General features: G+C 63.5%; 17 protein-coding genes. 11 read left to right on the forward strand and 6 right to left on the reverse strand.

Annotation, left to right across the window (positions count from 1 at the left end):
- The first annotated feature begins 7 nt into the window (after positions 1 to 7).
- The 5 genes from ACGYLY_RS00100 (at position 8) to ACGYLY_RS00120 (ending at position 6,729) form a co-directional block, all read left to right on the forward strand.
- A complete protein-coding gene (locus ACGYLY_RS00100; protein WP_395283521.1) occupies positions 8 to 316 on the forward strand; it encodes a helix-turn-helix domain-containing protein in 309 nt (102 codons plus the stop codon).
- A 141-nt stretch (positions 317 to 457) separates the two neighbouring features.
- Positions 458 to 1,189: a nucleoside phosphorylase gene (locus ACGYLY_RS00105; RefSeq protein WP_231185479.1), complete on the forward strand. Its 732-nt coding sequence runs from the start codon at positions 458 to 460 to the stop codon at positions 1,187 to 1,189.
- 72 nt (positions 1,190 to 1,261) lie between these two features.
- Positions 1,262 to 3,154 carry a chloride channel protein gene (locus ACGYLY_RS00110; RefSeq protein ID WP_395283522.1) on the forward strand — a complete coding sequence of 631 codons (1,893 nt, stop codon included), beginning with the start codon at positions 1,262 to 1,264 and terminating at the stop codon, positions 3,152 to 3,154.
- A gap of 165 nt (positions 3,155 to 3,319) precedes the next feature.
- On the forward strand, positions 3,320 to 5,188 hold the full coding sequence (locus ACGYLY_RS00115) for a chloride channel protein (RefSeq protein ID WP_395283523.1): 1,869 nt from the start codon (positions 3,320 to 3,322) through the stop codon (positions 5,186 to 5,188).
- Between the two features lie 56 nt (positions 5,189 to 5,244).
- On the forward strand, positions 5,245 to 6,729 hold the full coding sequence (locus tag ACGYLY_RS00120) for an HPP family protein (RefSeq protein ID WP_395283524.1): 1,485 nt from the start codon (positions 5,245 to 5,247) through the stop codon (positions 6,727 to 6,729).
- Positions 6,730 to 6,768: 39 nt separating this feature from the next.
- Here ACGYLY_RS00120 and ACGYLY_RS00125 read toward each other — a convergent pair whose 3' ends face one another.
- Entirely contained in the window at positions 6,769 to 7,950 is a 1,182-nt protein-coding gene (locus ACGYLY_RS00125) for an NAD-binding protein (protein ID WP_395283525.1), read from the reverse strand.
- A 163-nt stretch (positions 7,951 to 8,113) separates the two neighbouring features.
- Here ACGYLY_RS00125 and ACGYLY_RS00130 point away from each other — a divergent pair, with 163 nt between their 5' ends.
- The 4 genes from ACGYLY_RS00130 (at position 8,114) to surE (ending at position 11,724) form a co-directional block, all read left to right on the forward strand.
- On the forward strand, positions 8,114 to 9,298 hold the full coding sequence (locus ACGYLY_RS00130) for a potassium channel family protein (RefSeq protein WP_395283526.1): 1,185 nt from the start codon (positions 8,114 to 8,116) through the stop codon (positions 9,296 to 9,298).
- Positions 9,298 to 10,479, forward strand: coding sequence for a TrkA C-terminal domain-containing protein (locus ACGYLY_RS00135; RefSeq protein WP_395283527.1), 1,182 nt, complete (start codon positions 9,298 to 9,300; stop codon positions 10,477 to 10,479). The genes ACGYLY_RS00130 and ACGYLY_RS00135 overlap by 1 nt, the downstream gene beginning before the upstream one ends.
- 186 nt (positions 10,480 to 10,665) lie before the next feature.
- Positions 10,666 to 10,941, forward strand: coding sequence for a ubiquitin-like small modifier protein 1 (locus ACGYLY_RS00140; protein WP_395283528.1), 276 nt, complete (start codon positions 10,666 to 10,668; stop codon positions 10,939 to 10,941).
- A gap of 3 nt (positions 10,942 to 10,944) precedes the next feature.
- Positions 10,945 to 11,724: a 5'/3'-nucleotidase SurE gene (gene surE / locus ACGYLY_RS00145; RefSeq protein ID WP_395283529.1), complete on the forward strand. Its 780-nt coding sequence runs from the start codon at positions 10,945 to 10,947 to the stop codon at positions 11,722 to 11,724.
- Between the two features lie 33 nt (positions 11,725 to 11,757).
- On the opposite strand, the gene ACGYLY_RS00150 is transcribed toward surE, so the two are convergent.
- Together ACGYLY_RS00150 and gatD are read right to left on the reverse strand one after the other, a co-directional pair.
- Complete coding sequence (locus ACGYLY_RS00150) at positions 11,758 to 12,672, reverse strand: GNAT family N-acetyltransferase (protein WP_395283530.1); 915 nt, start codon at positions 12,670 to 12,672, stop codon at positions 11,758 to 11,760.
- Positions 12,663 to 13,904, reverse strand: a complete 1,242-nt coding sequence (gene gatD, locus ACGYLY_RS00155) for a Glu-tRNA(Gln) amidotransferase subunit GatD (RefSeq protein ID WP_395283531.1) — start codon at positions 13,902 to 13,904, stop codon at positions 12,663 to 12,665. Before gatD ends, ACGYLY_RS00150 begins: the two co-directional genes overlap by 10 nt.
- 81 nt (positions 13,905 to 13,985) lie before the next feature.
- Between gatD and ACGYLY_RS00160 the strand changes: the two genes are divergently transcribed.
- Positions 13,986 to 14,459, forward strand: coding sequence for a hypothetical protein (locus ACGYLY_RS00160; RefSeq protein WP_395283532.1), 474 nt, complete (start codon positions 13,986 to 13,988; stop codon positions 14,457 to 14,459).
- Here ACGYLY_RS00160 and ACGYLY_RS00165 read toward each other — a convergent pair.
- The 3 genes from ACGYLY_RS00165 to ACGYLY_RS00175 all read right to left on the reverse strand — a co-directional run bounded on the left by ACGYLY_RS00165 (position 14,456) and on the right by ACGYLY_RS00175 (position 16,861).
- A complete protein-coding gene (locus ACGYLY_RS00165; protein WP_395283533.1) occupies positions 14,456 to 15,175 on the reverse strand; it encodes a metalloregulator ArsR/SmtB family transcription factor in 720 nt (239 codons plus the stop codon). The two genes, ACGYLY_RS00160 and ACGYLY_RS00165, sit on opposite strands and share 4 nt — an antisense overlap.
- Before the next feature lie 114 nt (positions 15,176 to 15,289).
- Positions 15,290 to 16,120: a hypothetical protein gene (locus tag ACGYLY_RS00170; protein ID WP_395283534.1), complete on the reverse strand. Its 831-nt coding sequence runs from the start codon at positions 16,118 to 16,120 to the stop codon at positions 15,290 to 15,292.
- A gap of 108 nt (positions 16,121 to 16,228) precedes the next feature.
- Positions 16,229 to 16,861 carry a DUF1405 domain-containing protein gene (locus tag ACGYLY_RS00175; RefSeq protein ID WP_395283535.1) on the reverse strand — a complete coding sequence of 211 codons (633 nt, stop codon included), beginning with the start codon at positions 16,859 to 16,861 and terminating at the stop codon, positions 16,229 to 16,231.
- A gap of 151 nt (positions 16,862 to 17,012) precedes the next feature.
- Between ACGYLY_RS00175 and ACGYLY_RS00180 the strand changes: the two genes are divergently transcribed.
- On the forward strand, positions 17,013 to 17,381 hold the full coding sequence (locus ACGYLY_RS00180; RefSeq protein WP_395283536.1) for a DUF5802 family protein: 369 nt from the start codon (positions 17,013 to 17,015) through the stop codon (positions 17,379 to 17,381).
- The last annotated feature ends 32 nt before the right edge of the window (positions 17,382 to 17,413 follow it).

The raw sequence follows: 17,413 nt of genomic DNA on the forward strand, positions 1-17,413 counted from the left end.
TTTCGGTATGCGTAACTCGAAACACTACGACCCGCCACGACTCCCCGAGGAGAGTATTCTCGAACTGGAGGACTATCTCGCTATGCAGCGGGCGGTAAGTGAGAGAACGCGATATCGAATCGTTGCGGAACTCCTTCGGGAAGGTGAAACGAGTGCGACCGAACTCGCGGAGTCGCTCGATATTCCCTCGAACAAACTTCACTATCATCTCGATACGCTCGTCGATGTGGGCGTCATCGCCAATCGGAAACAGAAGGAAGCGGTTCCGATGGTCTCTATTCGTATTACGTCGCTACGTCCCTCGGTGAAGCCGTGATGGAACAGGGTATCGGCGAACTCATTCGTCGCGAATGGAGCGCCTTGGAACGCTATTCCTGATGGAGCGGATCAGCCAGTAACACTGCTTCCTCGCTCTCGAAAGCTACTCTTTTCTACCTCACCCCAAAACCCCTCGCCCATGGCAACCCAACCACATCTGCTCGTTGACGAGGGCGACCTGAACGACATCGCGCTGATTCCGGGCGACCCGGGGCGCGTGGACCGAATCGCGGCACAGTGTGACTCCTCGGAAGTCGTCTCCGAGAACCGCGAGTACAAGGTCGTCAACGCGGAGTACGAGGGCACCCCGCTGACCATCTGCTCGACCGGAATCGGCTGTCCGTCCGCGACCATCGCCATCGAGGAGATGCACGCCGTCGGCGTCGACACCGTCATCCGCGTCGGGACGACCGGCGCGCTCCAGGAGGACATCGAAATCGGCGACATGGTCGTCGCCACGGGCGCGGCGAAGGACGAGGGGACGACCCGCCGCTACGAGAAGGACACCTACCCCGCCGTCCCGGACTATCACGTCCTCTCGGCGCTGGTCGATTCCGCTGAAAGCAACGATGAGGACGTTCACGTCGGCCCCATCGCATCCGACGACGCCTTCTACGCGGAAACCGACGAGTACGTTCGGTCGTGGGAGGAAGCGAACATCCTCTCCGTCGAGATGGAGGCGGCCGCCGTCTTCTCCGTCGCGCGGCGCAAGGGCATGCGTTCGGGAGCCATCTGCACCGTGGACGGCAACCTCGTGAAGGGGACGCAGAAGGGAACCGATACCGAGGACGACGAACTCCCCGAGAAGGCGAAGAACAACGTCGAACGCGCGATTCGTATCACGCTCGACGCCGTCGTCTCGTTAGCCTAAGCGCGAACCGACGCGGGGACTTTCGCGAAACCGACCACAAGAGTGTAGCGACTCCCCGTCGTGATGGGGTTCATGGGCGGAGGGGAAGGGGGCGACGAGGCGGTCAGCGGCGAGTCCGTATCGGGGGAGGTTCGCTCTCCCATCTCCCCGCCGTCCCTCCGGTCGCTCCCGGCCGACAGCGACCTTCGGATGGTAGTGCTGGCGCTGGCTATCGGCGTCATCGCCGGACTCGGCGCGGTACTATTCCGGTTCGCCATCTGGGTCGTCCAAGAGCTATTTTACGGCACGGCGCTCAATCCCGGCAGCGTCGAGTTCGCGCTCGTCCCGATTCCGAACGCCTTTTCGGCGCTCTCGGTGCTCGGTCCCGTTCGATTCCTCTTGCTCCCCGCGATCGGCGGGCTTCTCGTCGGCGTCATCATCAAACTGACGACGCCCGAAGTGAAGGGCCACGGCGTCCCGAAAGTTCTCGAATCGATTCTGGTCCGGAGCGGGGAAATCGATCCGAAGATTTCGGTGTACAAGACGGTCGCTTCCTCCATCGCCATCGGCAGCGGCGGGTCGCTGGGTCGGGAGGGTCCCATCGTCCAAATCGGGAGCGCGGCGGGGTCCTTCTTCGGTCGGTACGTGGACCGAAACGCGTACACTCGAACGTTGGTGGCTGCGGGGGCGGCGGCGGGCATCGCTGGGACGTTCAACGCGCCGTTGGCGGGGGTCATGTTCTCGTTGGAAATCCTGCTCGCCGAGTACTACCTCCAAAACGTCATCGCCGTCGTTTTGAGCGCCGTGACGGCCACCGCGGTCGCGCGGTCGTTGCTCGATTTTACGCCGAATCCCGGCGTCCGAGAGTTCCTCGTCCCCATCCAGTACCACCTCGTCTCGCCGTTGGTCGAATATCCGTTGTACGTCGTGCTCGGCCTGCTCGTCGCCGTCGTGGGTGCGGGCGTCGTGAAACTGCTCTACCGCACCGAACACGTCTTCGAGCTCCTCGACCTGCCTTCGGCGACGAAACCGGCGCTCGGCGGGGCACTCCTCGGCTTGTCAGCCCTCGTCACGGCGGCCGTGTTCGACGTTTCCCCGCTTCGCGGCGCGACGTGGCTGTTCGGCGTGGGGTACGGAACGATTCGCCACAGCATCCTCGGTAACTTCGGGTTCGCACTGCTGTTGGTACTCGCGGTGATGAAAGCGATGGGCTTCTCGCTCTCGGTGGGGAGCGGCGGTTCCGGCGGGGTGTTCTCGCCGTCGCTATACATCGGCGCGATGCTGGGCGGCGCCTACGGTACCGTCGTCAATGTCCTCGTGTCCGGCACCGCGGGACCGGGTGCCTACGCGCTCGTCGGCATGGGTGGCATCTTCGCGACGTCCGCCCGCGCGCCGCTGACGGCGACGCTCATCATCTTCGAGTTGACCGGCCAGTACGCCATCATCCTGCCACTGCTCCTCGTCTGCGTCCTCGGCAACGAACTCTCGAACCGTCTCCTCCACGGGAGTACCATCTACGTCGAAAAACTTCGAGAACGGGGCATCACGGTACAGGAGCGACGTATCGGCAGTTTGGAGGACCTGACGGCTGGCGACGTGATGACGACGAACGTGGATACGCTCCCCGCTGACTTGTCCGTCGAGGACGCGATTCCGACGATTCGAACCAGCGACCACGGCGGCTTTCCCGTCGTGGATTCTGCGGGAATCCTCGTCGGCATCGTCACACTCACCGATCTCGAACCGTTCATGGCGAGTCAGGTCGAGGAGGAACCCGACCGCCCGGAGATAGAACAGACCGTGGCCGATGTGTGTACGACGGACGTGCGTATCGTGACGCCGAGCGAGAACCTCCTTTCCGTCGTCGACAAGATGGAATCGTTCGATATTGGACGATTGCCCGTAGTCGAGCGCGGGAAGGTAGTGGGTATTGTCACACGGAGTGATGTGTTAGATGCGTACGACCGAATGCCGTCTTTCGTTTAAGAATGTCCACTTTTTCGGTCGTCTGCATATCGAAAGGGAAATCCCCCCTCGCTCGCTATAGACACACAAATGGGGTTATTGAGTTCGTTACCTATCCTCTCCCGGTCGAAATCAAGCGCGGGTGATAGCTCCCGTGGGTTATCGCTCCGTGATGAAGAAATCCAGATGAACTGTATCGCGATCGTCATCGGAATCATCGCCGGACTCGGCGCGGTCGTTTTTCGTTTCACGATTTGGGCGGCACAGGAGGTCTTTTTCGGAAAAACACTCAACCCGGGAAACGTCGAATTCGAACTGATCGACGTTCCCAACGTGTTCGGCATTCTGTCGTTTCTCGGTCCCGGACGGTTTCTCTTGCTCCCCGCAATCGGCGGGCTTCTCGTCGGGGTCATCGTCATCCTGACGACGCCCGAAGTGAAGGGCCACGGCGTCCCGAAAGTCATGGAATCCATGCTCGTTCGCGGGGGGAAAATCGACCCGAAGATTTCGGTGTACAAGACGGTCGCCTCCTCGCTCGCCATCGGCAGCGGCGGGTCGCTGGGCCGGGAGGGACCGATCATCCAAATCGGGAGCGCGGCGGGGTCCTTCTTCGGACGCTTCATGGATCAGAAGTACACCCGGACGTTGGTGGCTGCGGGGGCGGCGGCGGGCATCGCGGGAACGTTCAACGCGCCGTTGGCGGGGGTCATGTTCTCGTTGGAAATCCTGCTTGCCGAGTACTATCTCCAAAACGTCATCGTCGTCGTCCTCGCGTCCGTGATGTCCACGGCCGTCGCGCGGACCATCCTGCAGTTCACGCCGAACCCCGGCGTCCGAGCGTTCCTCGTTCCCGTCGATTACCACATGGTCACGCCAGTCGTGGAGTTCCCCCTCTACATCGGATTGGGCTTCCTCATCGGCCTGTCCGGTGCCGCCGTCGTCAAGATGCTGTACGGTACCGAACACGTCTTCGAGCGTCTCGACCTGCCCGAGTACGTGAAACCCGCCATCGGCGGTCTGCTCCTCGGTGCCACCGTTCTCATCAGCACCGTCATGCTCCACGAGTCGGCGCTGACGACCGCGGATTGGCTGTTCGGCGTCGGATACGCGACCATCCACTCGGCCATCGCGGGCGACCTGACGCTGAAAATCATCCTCGCGTTGGCGATTCTGAAGTTGCTCGCCTTTTCGTTCTCCGTCGGAAGCGGTAGTTCCGGCGGGGTCTTCTCGCCCGGCCTCTACATCGGTGCGATGATCGGCGGCGGTTTCGGTATCATCGCAAGCATGCTCTTCCCCGGCACCGCGGGACCGGGTGCCTACGCGCTCGTCGGCATGGGTGGCGTGTTCGCGGCGACGGCCCGCGCGCCGCTGACGGCGACGCTCATCATCTTCGAGTTGACCGGCCAGTACACCATCATCCTCCCGCTCCTCGTCGTCACGGTCATCGGGAGCGTCGTCACCCAACGACTGCTCAACCGCGGGACGATTTACACGGAGAAACTCCGCGACAAGGGAATCACCGTTCAGGAGCGCCGTATCGGTAGTCTGGAAGATCTGACGGCGAAGGACGTGATGACGACCGACGTGGATACGCTGAACGCCGGTGACAGTTGCGAGGACGCCCTCCTCATGTTCCAGCGGACGAAACACCACGGACTCCCTATCGTGAGCGAGGACGGCGGTCTGGCCGGCATCATGACGCTGACCGACCTCGAATCCGAACTCACCAACTCCATCATCCACACCATCGAGGGTAACGAGGAAATCGACCTTCCCGACGAGGAGCGCGTCCCGGTGGAGAAGATCGGGACGACCGACGTGTTGACGGTTCCGCCGTCCGCGAACCTGCTGTCCGTAGTCGACATCATGGAGAAGTTGGACGTCGGCCGCATCCCCATCGTCGGCGAGGACGACCACCTCGTCGGTATCGTCACCCGGAGCGACATCCTCGACGCCTACGACAACATCCCCGAATTGACTCGCGGGACCGATGTCGACATTCCGGTCGTCGCCGAATCGAAACTCGCCAACGTCAGCGCCGGCAAACAGGACTGATACTCGATGCGAGACGGCAGGAACGAATATAGTTCACGCTGGGAAACCATTCGTTGATGCGCAACTGGTTGTGGTCGGTATTCGAACGGTCGGTGTCGCGTGTTCGCCGCGTTAGACGCCGCGAAAGCAAGGAGTTTCGCCGCTGGTTGGAGACGAGCACGAACCTCCGCCACCTGACTGCCATGATCGCACTCCCCGTCCTGATCGCGGGAATTACGGCGCTTTCCGACCGCGTCGAGGAGTTATCGTTTCTCCTCTATCCCCCCCTCGCCTCGGGAACTTACACCCTGTTCAGCGACCCCGACGGCCGCTACGCCTCGCCCCGGAACTTCGTCGGCGGCCTCGGGACGGGCGCGGTCTGTGGCTGGTTTTCGGTCTACTTCTCCGAGACGTTCCTTCACGTGCCGGAAATCCAGCCGCTGGAGGCACATCCCATCACCGCGGGACTGGCCGTCTTTCTAACCATCGCGGCGACGTGGGCGCTCTCGCTCGAACTCCCGGCGGCGTTCTCGACGTCGCTCCTCGCCGTCGTCGTCGGCGTCCACGAGCCGAGCTACGTGGCGAGCGTCATCCTTTCGAGTCTCATCGTCGTCTCCGTCTTCAGCGTCTGGCACACCGAGTTCTACCAGAAACGCTCGCGCTACCTGTATCAGTCCACGAAGGGCGACGACCACGTCCTGGTTCCGATGCGGGGGGAGTACGCCGAGGACGCGGCGATGTTCGGCGCGAAACTGGCGTCCGCACACGACGCCGGGAAGGTCGTGCTGGTGGATATCGTGGACGAGGACGCCATCGAGGAGGTGCGGGAAACCGCCGAAGCGCAGGACGAAGACCCGACGCTCGTCAGGGGACAGGCCACCGACCTCGAAACCGATGAGGTGGCCGAAACGCACGCGGCGGACGACGTGGCCACCGACCTCGAACGACGGGCCCAGCGGATTCGAACCCGGATGGGGGTCCCTTGCGAAGTCGTCGTCGCCGGGGACGGGACGAACGAGTCCCGGACGATACTGCGGACCGCCCGCGAGACGAACTGTGACCTCGTGGTCGCGCCCTACGAGGAGAAACACGGCGGCCTGTCGCCGTTCGTTCGCAAACTGTTTCGCGGGCGTATCGACGCCATCGTCTATCGTCCCGCCCCGGGCGCGGACTCGGTGGACGTTCGGGACTACCAGTGGAAGCGGGTTCTCGTTCCCATCAGACGGGCGGGTGATACCGCCCACGCGATGATCGATTTCGCCCGACGGCTCGCCGGAGCGACCGGGACGGTGAGCGTCTGTACCTGCATCGACAGCGAGTCGAAGCGACGACGGGCCGAATCCACCCTGGCGGACCTCGTGGAGGCGTTCTCGGGGTCGTTCGAGACGCGGATTTCGCGCCGGGGCATCGACGACTTCCTCACCGCCAACGACGACCATTACGACCTCGTCATCATCGGGGCGAGTAGCGACCGAAGCGCCGCGTCACGGTTCATCTCCCCGCCGACGTTCGAGCGCCTACACGACGTCGACTGCGACGTGGCCGTCGTCCATCGGGGCTGATTCGCCCATCCGTCGTCCGAAGGAACTCTTCGAGCGCTATCAGAAGTCGTCCAGCGTCTTGTTCGACGGTTCCCCCGCCAACTGGTCGGCCAGCTCCTCGACATGGTCCCCGTCGAGCGCCGCCTGAACGAGGATGCGACCGATGAGCGCCGGACTGACGACGATATCCGCACCCGCCCGCCGGAGCTTTTTGACGTTCTCGCGGTCGGTGGCGGCGGCCACGATTCGAACGTCCGCGTTCAACTGCCGAGCGGTCAGGACGGCGAGCGAATCGGCGGCGTCGTCCTCGGTGGCGACGAGTACCGATTTCGCCCGGTCGATGCCGACGCGTTCGAGGACGTCCTCGTCGCTCGGGTCGCCGTGGACGACCGTTTTCTTCCGTTCGCGCAGTTCGTCGACGAGGTCAGTGTCCTCCGCGACCACGACGTATTCGGTCGAACTGTCGAGTTCGTCGAGTATCGATTCCGTGAGCAGGTGTCCGTAGCCGAGGACGAGCAAGTGGTCTTCCATGAGGTCGATGTTCGAGTTCGGTGATTTGCCGAGCGCGCTGGCGAAGCTGTTCTGCACGATGGGCGCGAAGAGGACGCCCAACGCCGCCGCGAAACTGCCGGTTCCGAAGACGATGACGGTCATGCTGAACGCACGGGCGATGGTCGTGGTCGGTTGCACGCTTCCGTAGCCGACCGTGCTGGCGGTGAGCAGGGTGAAGTAGAACGCGTCGAACCACGTTTTGAGGTTCCTGAACTGGTCCTGCAGCGCGTACGCTCCGATGGTGCCGTACAACTGTGCGCCGACGACGGCGGCTGCCGTGGCTATTTGCGCGGTGGAGAGTTCCATCGGTCGCTGGAACCGCCCTCGAACGACGAACAGCACGGGCACCGTCACGAGCGCGAAGGCGACGAGCGGGAGCGAGTACGGGGTCGATTGGAGGAGTCCGTGAACCACCGTAACCGGAACTAGCAGCGCACACGCGAACCACGCGGTCCGGAACCCACGACGCAAGCCCATCGCCGCGATGAGCAGCAGAAACCCGACGATGGTGCCAGTATACGTGGTCGTTTGACGGATGGCTACGGGAACCAGTCCGCCGAAGAGGCCGTCGCCGGTCGGTCCCGCCGCCGTCGTGACGAGTCCGGTCGCTATCGAGAGCAGCGCGACCCCGATGACTAACCATACCGCTACGCGCGCCGACGTGAACCGCCGCCGGAACCCCCCCTCCATACGACAGTTCGTGCGACGGCCGCCGCGATAAATGGGGTGGCCGAACGGTCATTCTTCCAGAGGCACGTATCGTCGGTACGCGGCGACGGTGCAACCGAAACCTGCTCCTTCGATGACGAAACCCGTCGGTACGTCTTTGGTATTCGACCGTTTGTGCCACGGTATGAGCTACTCACTGCCGGTGCAGGTCCTCTTCGGGCTCTATCTCGGGGCGCTGACCGGCGTCGTTCCCGCACTCGTCGCGTGGACGCTCGGGTTCGTCTTTCGGTACGTGACGGGCGTCTCCGTTCCCGGATTCGGCGTCGTCGTCCTTTGCGTCGCCATCGCGGGCGTGCAGGGCGGGCTACTCGGCCTCCTCGACCCGGCCATCGGCCAGTCCCCCATCATCGTCGTCGCGCTCGTCGTCGTGATGCTGTCGAGCCAGTACGCCCACGCCAAGGGGGATTCGATGGGGGCGACGTTTCCCCGCCGCATCGGCTTTCGACAGTTGCGCGAAAACCGCCTGTCGAGCGACGTCATCGAACGCGTCGGGCGATTCGGTCAGGTCCGCGTGCGAGCGACGGGCGACGTCGGCGACATCGAGGGGTATCCGCCGCTTCCCGACGACCTCCGAGCGACCATCGCCGAGGACGAATGGACGTTCCCCGGCGATTTGCCCATCCCGGAACTGGAATCCCGACTGGCGGACCGCCTTCGAACCGACTACGACCTCACGGACGTGGCCGTCGAAATCGACGCGCGGGCGACGGCGACGGTGAACGCGGCACCGCCGGAAGGATCGCTTTCCCGTCGCGTCCCGCCCGGAAAACGTGCGGTTTCCGTGGACACCCTCGTACCGACGGGGCTGTCGCGCAGCGATACCGTCGTCTTCTCGCTCGGAGACGAGGAGATAGGCGGCACCGTACTGAGCGCCAAAACGAACGGTGGCGGTGGCGCGAACGAAGATACGGATGCTCCATCCGCTCCCACGCCGACCACCACCGGTGGGGACGGCCGCGTCACGGTCGCCGTCTCGAACGGGGAGGCACGCCAGCTTCTCGACGACACGCCGACCAAACTCCGCGTCGAGTCGCGGGGCACGCGCTACGAGTTCGAACTCATCCGCCTCCTCCGACGCGCGGGTAAGCGCTGGGAGCGGGTTTCGATTCGCGCGGGAAGCGAGTTCGACGGCCTGACGCTCGGTGCCGCCTCGGTTCGGGCGACGTACGGCGTGGCGGTGCTCGCGCTCGAACGGGACGGCGACTGGACGGTCGCACCCCCTGGAACGACCGCTCTCGAAGCGCGTGACGACCTGTACGTGGTCGGAAACGACGAGTCGATTCGGCGGTTTTCGGAGGCGGTCGCCTGATGCCGCCGCTGGCGACGACCCTCGTGGTCGCGTTCGTTCGTATCGCGGGTCTCGGGCTCCTCTCGGCGGCGGTTGCCTGCACGGTGTCGTTCCTCCATCGCTGGTACACCCGCGAGCGGGTACCGAGCGGCCTCGCGGTACTCGCGGGCGTCGGGGCCGTGGGTATCTGGCTCGGAACGTGGCGGACGCTCCAGCCGTTCATCCTCGACGGGAGTCAGGACATGCTTACGTTCACGAACGCGCTGATTACGGTCGTCTCGTTTCTCGTCGCTGGGCTGACCGCCCTCGGAAGCGTCCGCGTCGGCGACTGGGCGGCGACGGACGTGGTAGCCCTCACGGGTGGAACTGGAACCGACGACGTGAGCCGACTCGTCCAAACGGTCGGTCGCGTCGTCACGGTCACGCTCCCCGAACACGTCGACGACATGGACGGTCACGATACCGTTTCGAGCGAGCGGAAAGCCGAAATCGCCGGGTCGTCGTTCGTGTTTCCTCGCGGCCTCACCGTCACGGAACTCCGGGACCGGATCGTCTCCCGACTGAAAGACGACTACGACGTCGGTTACGTGGATATCGACCTCACCGACGACGGCCGTATCGATTACCTCGCGCTCGGCGGGCGTGTCGTGGGGCTCGGCCCGCTGCTCGCACCGGGGACCGTCGCCGTTGCAGTTCGTGCCGACCCCGCGTTCAGCGCCGGAATCGGCGATTCGGTCGCCGTATGGCGGCACGACGCTGACGATGACGACACGGACGACAGTGCTCCGACCCGGGTGACGACCGGCGAAATCCGCGGCGTCGTCGGCGACATCGTGACGCTCGCGGTGGACGAAGCCGAAGCGACGAAACTCGACGCGACACACCGTTACCGATTGGTGACGTTTCCCGTCGAATCGCGCCCCGAGCAGGTGTTTGCAACGCGACTTCGGTCGGCGGACGAGACGATGGCCGTCGTCACCGTCTCCCCGCGGAGCGGCCTCGTCGGCGTCCCCGTCGGCAGCCTAGACATGACCGTCGTCGCGGTTCGCCCTGACGGCGACCCCGTCGAGGTGCTTCCTCCACGGAGTCGCGTTCTCGAACCCGGGGACGCGCTGTACGTCGTGGTCCAACCCACTCGGTTGCGTGAAATCGAACACGCAGCGGACGCCACGGTCGAGGGGATAACCCCTGATCTTATATAGGATACCGAGGCCATTCCGGTCCGATGGTGGGCGAAGCAGTGGTTGCGATGGTGACGGAGACGGTAGCGACGCTGGTCATCCCGTCGCTCGCTCCCTTCACGTGGCCGCTTCGCTCTCCGGCGCACCGACCGTCGGAACACCTCGTGGAAAGAAAGTCACTTCCCGTCGCCGACCGTTTCGTTGCCTATGCAGTGGAAACTCTTCGCGGACTTGGCCGAACTCGCCGGGGGGAAGGAGGTGTCCGTGGACGCCGAACCGGGAGACAGCGTCGGCGATGCTTTGGACGACCTCCTCGCTCCTCGGCCGGAACTCGAATCCCGCGTACTGGACGACGATGGCCGCCTCCACGATCACATCAACGTGCTCCGGAACGGGACTAACGTCTTCGCCGAAGACGGGTTGAAAACCGCTCTCGAACCGGGCGACGAGTTGGCGCTCTTTCCCCCCGTGAGTGGTGGATAGCGCGTGAACCTTCGCGTTCTCCTGACGAACGACGACGGCGTCGATGCGCCCGGCATCGACGCTCTGTACGACGAACTCACGTCCGTGGTCGACGTGACCGTCGTCGCTCCGGCGGAGGACCAGAGCGGCGTCGGCCGTTCGAACTCCCATACCGTCGAAGTTGACGAGTACGAGCGCGGTCTCGTCGTTCACGGAACGCCCTCCGATTGCGTCGCGGTCGGTCTCGGAACGCTCGACGTGGAACCCCTCATCGTCGTCGCGGGATGCAACGACGGGCCGAACTTCGGCGCGCACAAACTCGACCGCTCGGGGACCGTCGGTGCCGCGAAGGAAGCCGTCTTCCTCGGCGTTCCGGGAATCGCGGTTTCGGCCTACGACCCCGATGACGGCGTTCCCCCTCGCTTCGAGCGCGAGGATTTCGCTCAGGCGGCACGAGTCACTCGCTCTCTCGTCGAGCGCGCGGACGCCATCGACTCGGGGACGTATCTGAACGTCAACGCTCCCATCGGAGACGGAACGCCGCGTGTCCGCCTCACTCGACCGGCGCGCGACTTCGACGTTCGAATCGAGGAGACGGGAGAAGACGGGGAGACCCTCGCCCTCATCGACCGGTTTTACGACCCGCTTCGGACGGACCGACCGGAGTCCATGGACGATCCCGTCGGAACCGACCGCAGGGCGCTCGCCGAGGGGGAGATCAGCATCTCGCCGCTCGGCGTCGACCACGAACTTCGGGACGAAGAAACGGTTTCGGGCGTCTTCGGTGCGCTCCGCGGACGGTAGTCGTTAGCGCCGCGGAAAATCGCCGTTGATTCGTCAGCGGTAGTCCTTGGTCAGGTCCATCCCCATGACGAAATCCGGATCGTCGGCGATTTCCACTCGGCAGTAGGCCGCGTCGGAGACGATCCGCGGGGTTTCGGGGATGAGAACCCTCGTTTCGTCCGCGTCGCGGTTCGCGGCGTCGCGGGAAATCGCGGCGAACAGCGAGCGGGCCGCGTCCGGGTCCGTCCACGCGCCGATGGCGTATTCGACGAACACCGTCCGCTCTCCGTCCTCGTCCGGCAGTTCTTGCTCGCGTGCGATGCAGGCGAATCCGCGTGTTCCGTCCTCCTGCACGACGAAGAGTTCGCCGTCTTCGGCACTGCGCTGGAGGTCCTCGCGGGTCAGTTCCGACAGTGCCCATGTCTCCTCGAAGTCGAGTGCGAGGCCGCGGAGGTACGTGCCCGCGTCGCTCCTGCTCCAGTAGCTCCACGCGGCGTTCACGTCGTCGCTGACCTCCATGGCGGGGTCGGCGTCGGCATCGGGTTCGGGATGCGCCCATCGAAACTCCGTGATCGGATCGTACCCGGTCGCCCGCGATTGGCCGAGTCCCGCGACGTTCCACGAGAAGACCATGTTGCGGAGCGTCGTGGCTCCGCGTTCGCGCGCCCAGTCGAACAACTCGTGTGTCATGCGGGTCGCGACGCCGTGTCCGCGAAAGTCGGGATTGACGCGCATTCCCTGACCCCACGCCTCCCAATCCGAGAGCAACACGCACTGGACGATTCCTGCGATGTCGTCCCCGGCGTCGGCGACGACGGTGTAGCGGTCCTCGCCGTCTATCCAGTCGTGGTAGACGCGCGGGATGTAATCGCCTCCGTCGCGGTCGGCCCACGTGTTCTCCGTGAACGCGGCGACGGCCTCGTAGTCGTCGTGGGTCGCTTCCCTGAGTTCGATTTCGGTTACTCCCATGGCACCGAGCGCTCGGTAATCTCGCCCGCGAGTGGCTTCTGCATCGTCGTTTCGGGGTCGTCGCTGTTCGCCAGCGCCCACATCAACTTCACCTTCGCCGTTCCGGGGAGCATGTCCTCGCCCTCGACGACACCAGCATCGAGCAGGTCGCGGCCCGTGTCGTACACGCGGTCGCAGACGCGCCCGCCGAGACACTGGCTTGTCATGACGACCGTGGTTCCGTCGTCCACCAGTTCCCTGATGCGGTCCACCCAGTCGGAGTGGACGTGGCCCAGTCCAGTTCCTTCGAGAACGAGTCCGGCCTTTCCGTCGGCGTAGTCGAGCGCCTCGACGCCCATTCCGGGCGTGAACTTCAGGAGTTCGACCTCGCTTTCGAGGTCATCGTGGAGGGTGAGGTCCCGTGACCCTCGCTCGTCGTAGTCGCGTCGGAACGTGACTTCCTCGGTGTCGTAGTCCACTTCTCCGAGCGGTTCCGCGCCGATGGTCTCGAAGGCGTCGCGGCGGGAGGTGTGGTTCTTCCGAACGCGCGTTCCGCGGTGGAGCGCACAGACGTCGTCGCTCTCGGTCGCGTGCATGCAGACGAGGACTTCCGCGCAGTCGGTCTTCGCGGCCTCGACCGAACAGACCGCGTTCATCACGTTGTCGGAGGACGGTCGGTCGGCGGAGCGCTGGCTTCCCGTGAACACGATGGGGACCGGCGTGTCGAGCATGAATGAGAGGGCGGAGGCGGTGAACTGCATCGTGTCCGTTCCGTGCATGACGACGACGCCGTCGGCCCCGTTTTCGATTTCGTCGTACACGGCCCGTGCCAACTCCCGCCAGACGTCGGGCGTCATGTTCTCCGACAGGATGTTCGCGACGACGCGACCGCGGTAGTTCGCCCGTCCCGCGAGGTCCGGCACCGCTCGAAGCACGTCCTTCGCGTCGAACTGTGCGGTCACCGCGCCGGTTCGGTAATCGACCGTCGAGGCGATGGTCCCGCCGGTGCTGATGAGCGAAATCGTCGGCAACTCGGGGTCGAATTCGACGACCGAGGAGTCGTCCGACGTCTCCTCTTCGATATCGTACACTTCCGATTCGAGTACGTCTACGTTCGCCGCCCTGCGGTCGATGCCGACGTTGTACCCGCCGTCGAGTTTGACGACGAGGTCGTCCGGCGTCGTGGAGGGAAGCAGTACGCCCTCGTAGGTTTCATTCGCTCGCTCGACGCGAACGCGGTCCCCTGGATTCATACCACGAGGTAGCGTGGCGTTCGACTTGAATCCACTCGTTTCGGGGAAAGGCACATTACCCACGGGAATCAATTCAGGAACATGACTCAGCGCACTCGGACGCGCGAAACCGACGACGACATCTCGGACCTCCTCAGCGACATCGACGGTGACGGTGAGCAGCGAACCGGGGGCAGCGAGAGCCGTCGCAGTCGCGCGAAAAAGCGCGTCGGGAACCTGTTCTCGGTCCGCTACTTCGGCATCGCGGCGATCGTGCTGACGGTGGCGATGTTCTTCGGCGGCGTCATCCCGTTCATCGGCAGTCTGGCCGGTCTGGTCGCCATGTTCGCCGTGTCGTTCGTTCTCGGCGCGCTGACGAGCGACTCGAAAATAGCCGAAACCGCGCTCGCCGGTGCGGTCGCTGGCGGTCTGACGTTCGCCCTCAAACACATCGTCGCCCTCACCGTCGGCGGGTTCCCCATCGCCGCAATCGGCATCGTCTCGGGGCTCCTCGTCGCCGGCCTCGGCGCGTACTTCGGCGGCGACCTGCGCGACGGCCTGACCCGTGAAATCTAACCGGCCAGCGTCCACGTGTCGTTTTCGCGGTCCAGTTCTACGATTCCCCGTTCCGCCATACTTCCGAGGTGGCTTTCGACGATTCGTGCCGGGGCCTTTGCCTCCTGACTTATCTCCGCCGTCGTCTCCGCACCGGCCGCGAGCGCGGCCAGAATCTCGGCTCGAATCCTGTTCTCGCCGTTCCCGTCCACCGCCTCGCTGAGCGAGTCGAGGACGTTCGTCATTCGTCCGTGAACCCACCGCTGTGCGAGTGACAACTCGCCCTTTAAATCCTCCAGGCAGTTGAGTTCGGCCGCGAGGTCGGCGACCTCGCTCGCCTCCGAGTCGCTTATCTGCTCTACGTCCTCTTCCCCTTCGTCCGTGGATTCGACGCGTTCGTTGAGATACTGGACGTTCAAGGAGAGGTACTGACACGAACTCACGTCGAGGCTCGGACTCGCGGGATAGGCGCTCTTCATTCCGAACTCGTACGGCGAGACGTCGACTTCGAGTCGGAGGTTCCGAGAGATGTTGAAATACTTGCGGCGCTGGTCGTCGGTCCGACTTTCGACTAATCCCGCCTCCTCCAGTTTCCGAAGATGGTCGATGACCGCCTTCGGACTGACACCGAGATAGTCGCTTATTTCGGTGACGTAACAGGGCTTCCGTGAGAGGAGTCGCAGGATACGTCTTCGGTTTTCGTTTCCGAGTATATCGAGCAACGCGGCAGAGTCCATTCGCGCTCACATCTTGGCAACCCGAACGGAAAAGGGTGTCTCTCGGCGTCAAAGGGTCAAACCGCCCTAAAATGTGGGGTCTACCGGCCGTTCTTCTCGCTTCCGGCGTCGGTTTCAGTTCCCGATGCCGACGCTGACGGTTTCGTTGTCAACACCGACGCCAACCGTTCCGTTTCCAACGCCCGCATCAACCGACCCATTTCCGTTTCCCGAACCACCACTCGAGGTTCCGTCGCCGCTGTCGTTTCCGACGCCCACGGTCCCGCTACCGATGTTCGTTCCCGGATTTTCACCGCTCTCATTTCCCGTCTCGTTTCCTCCCGGCCTCATCGTGGAATTGTTCTCCTCCCCGTTGAGGTGGACGCTGTGTATCGATCGGGCGACTTCTATCATCTCCGGACCGCCGGCGGTGTCGGCCCGCTCGCTGAGGTTATCGACGTCGTCCACTCGCGTCCCCACGGTGACGGCGCGCGGTCTGGTCGCGCTGATAGAGTACTGAATCGCCCGAATCTCGCCGATCAACTGGCTCATCTCCGACTGGTATTTGAGTCGGCTGATCCGTCCGCTGTTTCGGGCCTGCACGAGCTTTTGTTTCCTCTCTTGGAGGTCCGCCAGCTGGTTTTTCATGTCGCCGACGTTGTTGCTGACGAGGGCCTGTCGTGCGGATTTGTTCTTCGTCTGGTTGAACCGAGCGACCCACATCCCGGTGTCGACGGTTCCCTTCGCCTGCGAGGTGCTGACCTGCATGAACGAGGAGATTTCGGCACCGAGCGTGCTGTTGTTGGTGGTGTTGTTCGTCTGCTGGTTGGCCTGGAACGACGTCGCTCCGACGTCCGTCTGGGCATCCGGCGTCGCGTCCGGCGTCGGTGCCGCAGCGGTAGGGACGGCGAGAGCGAACCCGGAGAGCAGTAGCGCGATTAAGAGGACGGCGCGAGCGGAGTTCATCTACTACTCCATTACTAATCCTTCCCTTAAAAAGGGGGTAATTCGTTCGTTCTGTTCACGAATCGAAACGAAGAAGCGAGAGACGAGGAGAACGTTTAAAAGCAACGCTCAGTCGGCAAATCGACCCATCGAATGGGACGCCGCGAAGACCGAAACGAAGGAGAGTGCAACAGTTATTAATGGGAGGGCAAAGCCGACTTCGTACCGAAGCGGTGGGTGGTAGCCGAATCCGTAGTCGAGAACGTCACTGGCGAGCGACACGACGAGCGCGGCGATCAGTGCTCCCCTCGTCGTCGTGCCGTAGTTTGGGATGAGATACGCCTCCGCGACGAACCCGAGGTGGGTGATGATGATTCCCCAGTAGTCCCAGAGTGCCCGTGGGTCCCACGGCAGGCCGAAGTAGAGTGAAAACCCGAGGTTGAGCGCGATGAACGTCCAGATACCGAACTTGAACAGCCAGACGAAGGCGAACGTGTTGAGGTACGCGAGCGGGAGGTTCTGGGGCGAATCCGAAAGCCGGTTGCCGAGGTTCGGTAGCAACGTGAAGAGCGAGGCGGTCATGAGCGCGAGCGCGGCCGGGGAGTCAGCATACAACGGCCAAAGGAACGTCGGAAAGTTCGGCATCGTCCGAATGTAGAAGTCGAGACCGACGAGGATGGCCGCGGCGTTGACGACTATCAGCCAGACCAGACTCGGCGTGTTTTCGAGATAGTAGCGGGCGTACCGCTCGGGAATTGCCATGTTGTATCCGTGTCGGGGATTACTAAAAGAACTGCTATCACCGTCCCGAACCCGGAATGCACGGACCGGTTCTCGGGTATATTTGTTCTTCGACATAACTGTTCCGGATAACTACTATATAACTATCCGACCTTGTGTGGTATTGGCTATCATGTTCGAATCGTTTTCGAGCGGTTACTACCTCGGTCGGTTGTACGTCGAACCACACGACGGCGACCGCGCTGTCATGGCCTCCGACGATCACGAGTCCGTGAATCAAGCCCTCTACGCCGCCGGGGAGGGGATAGAGCGCTTGGACTGGCCGCTCGTCATGAAGATAGAGCAACAGCACTTCCCCGTCCACGCCGAGGACGGCGTCCCCGACAACACGCTCGCGCTTCCCGACTCCGTCCTCGAAAACACCCGAATTCGAAACCCGCCCGAGTTGAAGGAAGTGCTGCTGGCGAAAGCGGACCGCGCGGCGCAACTCATCCGGTATCAGCGTGATCATCCCGGGTTCCGGACCGACGGTGCGGTCTGAACGGTACCGACCGATATCTCACCGTCCGTCAT

This window comes from Haladaptatus sp. CMAA 1909 (assembly GCF_043952005.1).
In the GTDB taxonomy this organism is placed as follows: Archaea; Halobacteriota; Halobacteria; order Halobacteriales; family Haladaptataceae; genus Haladaptatus.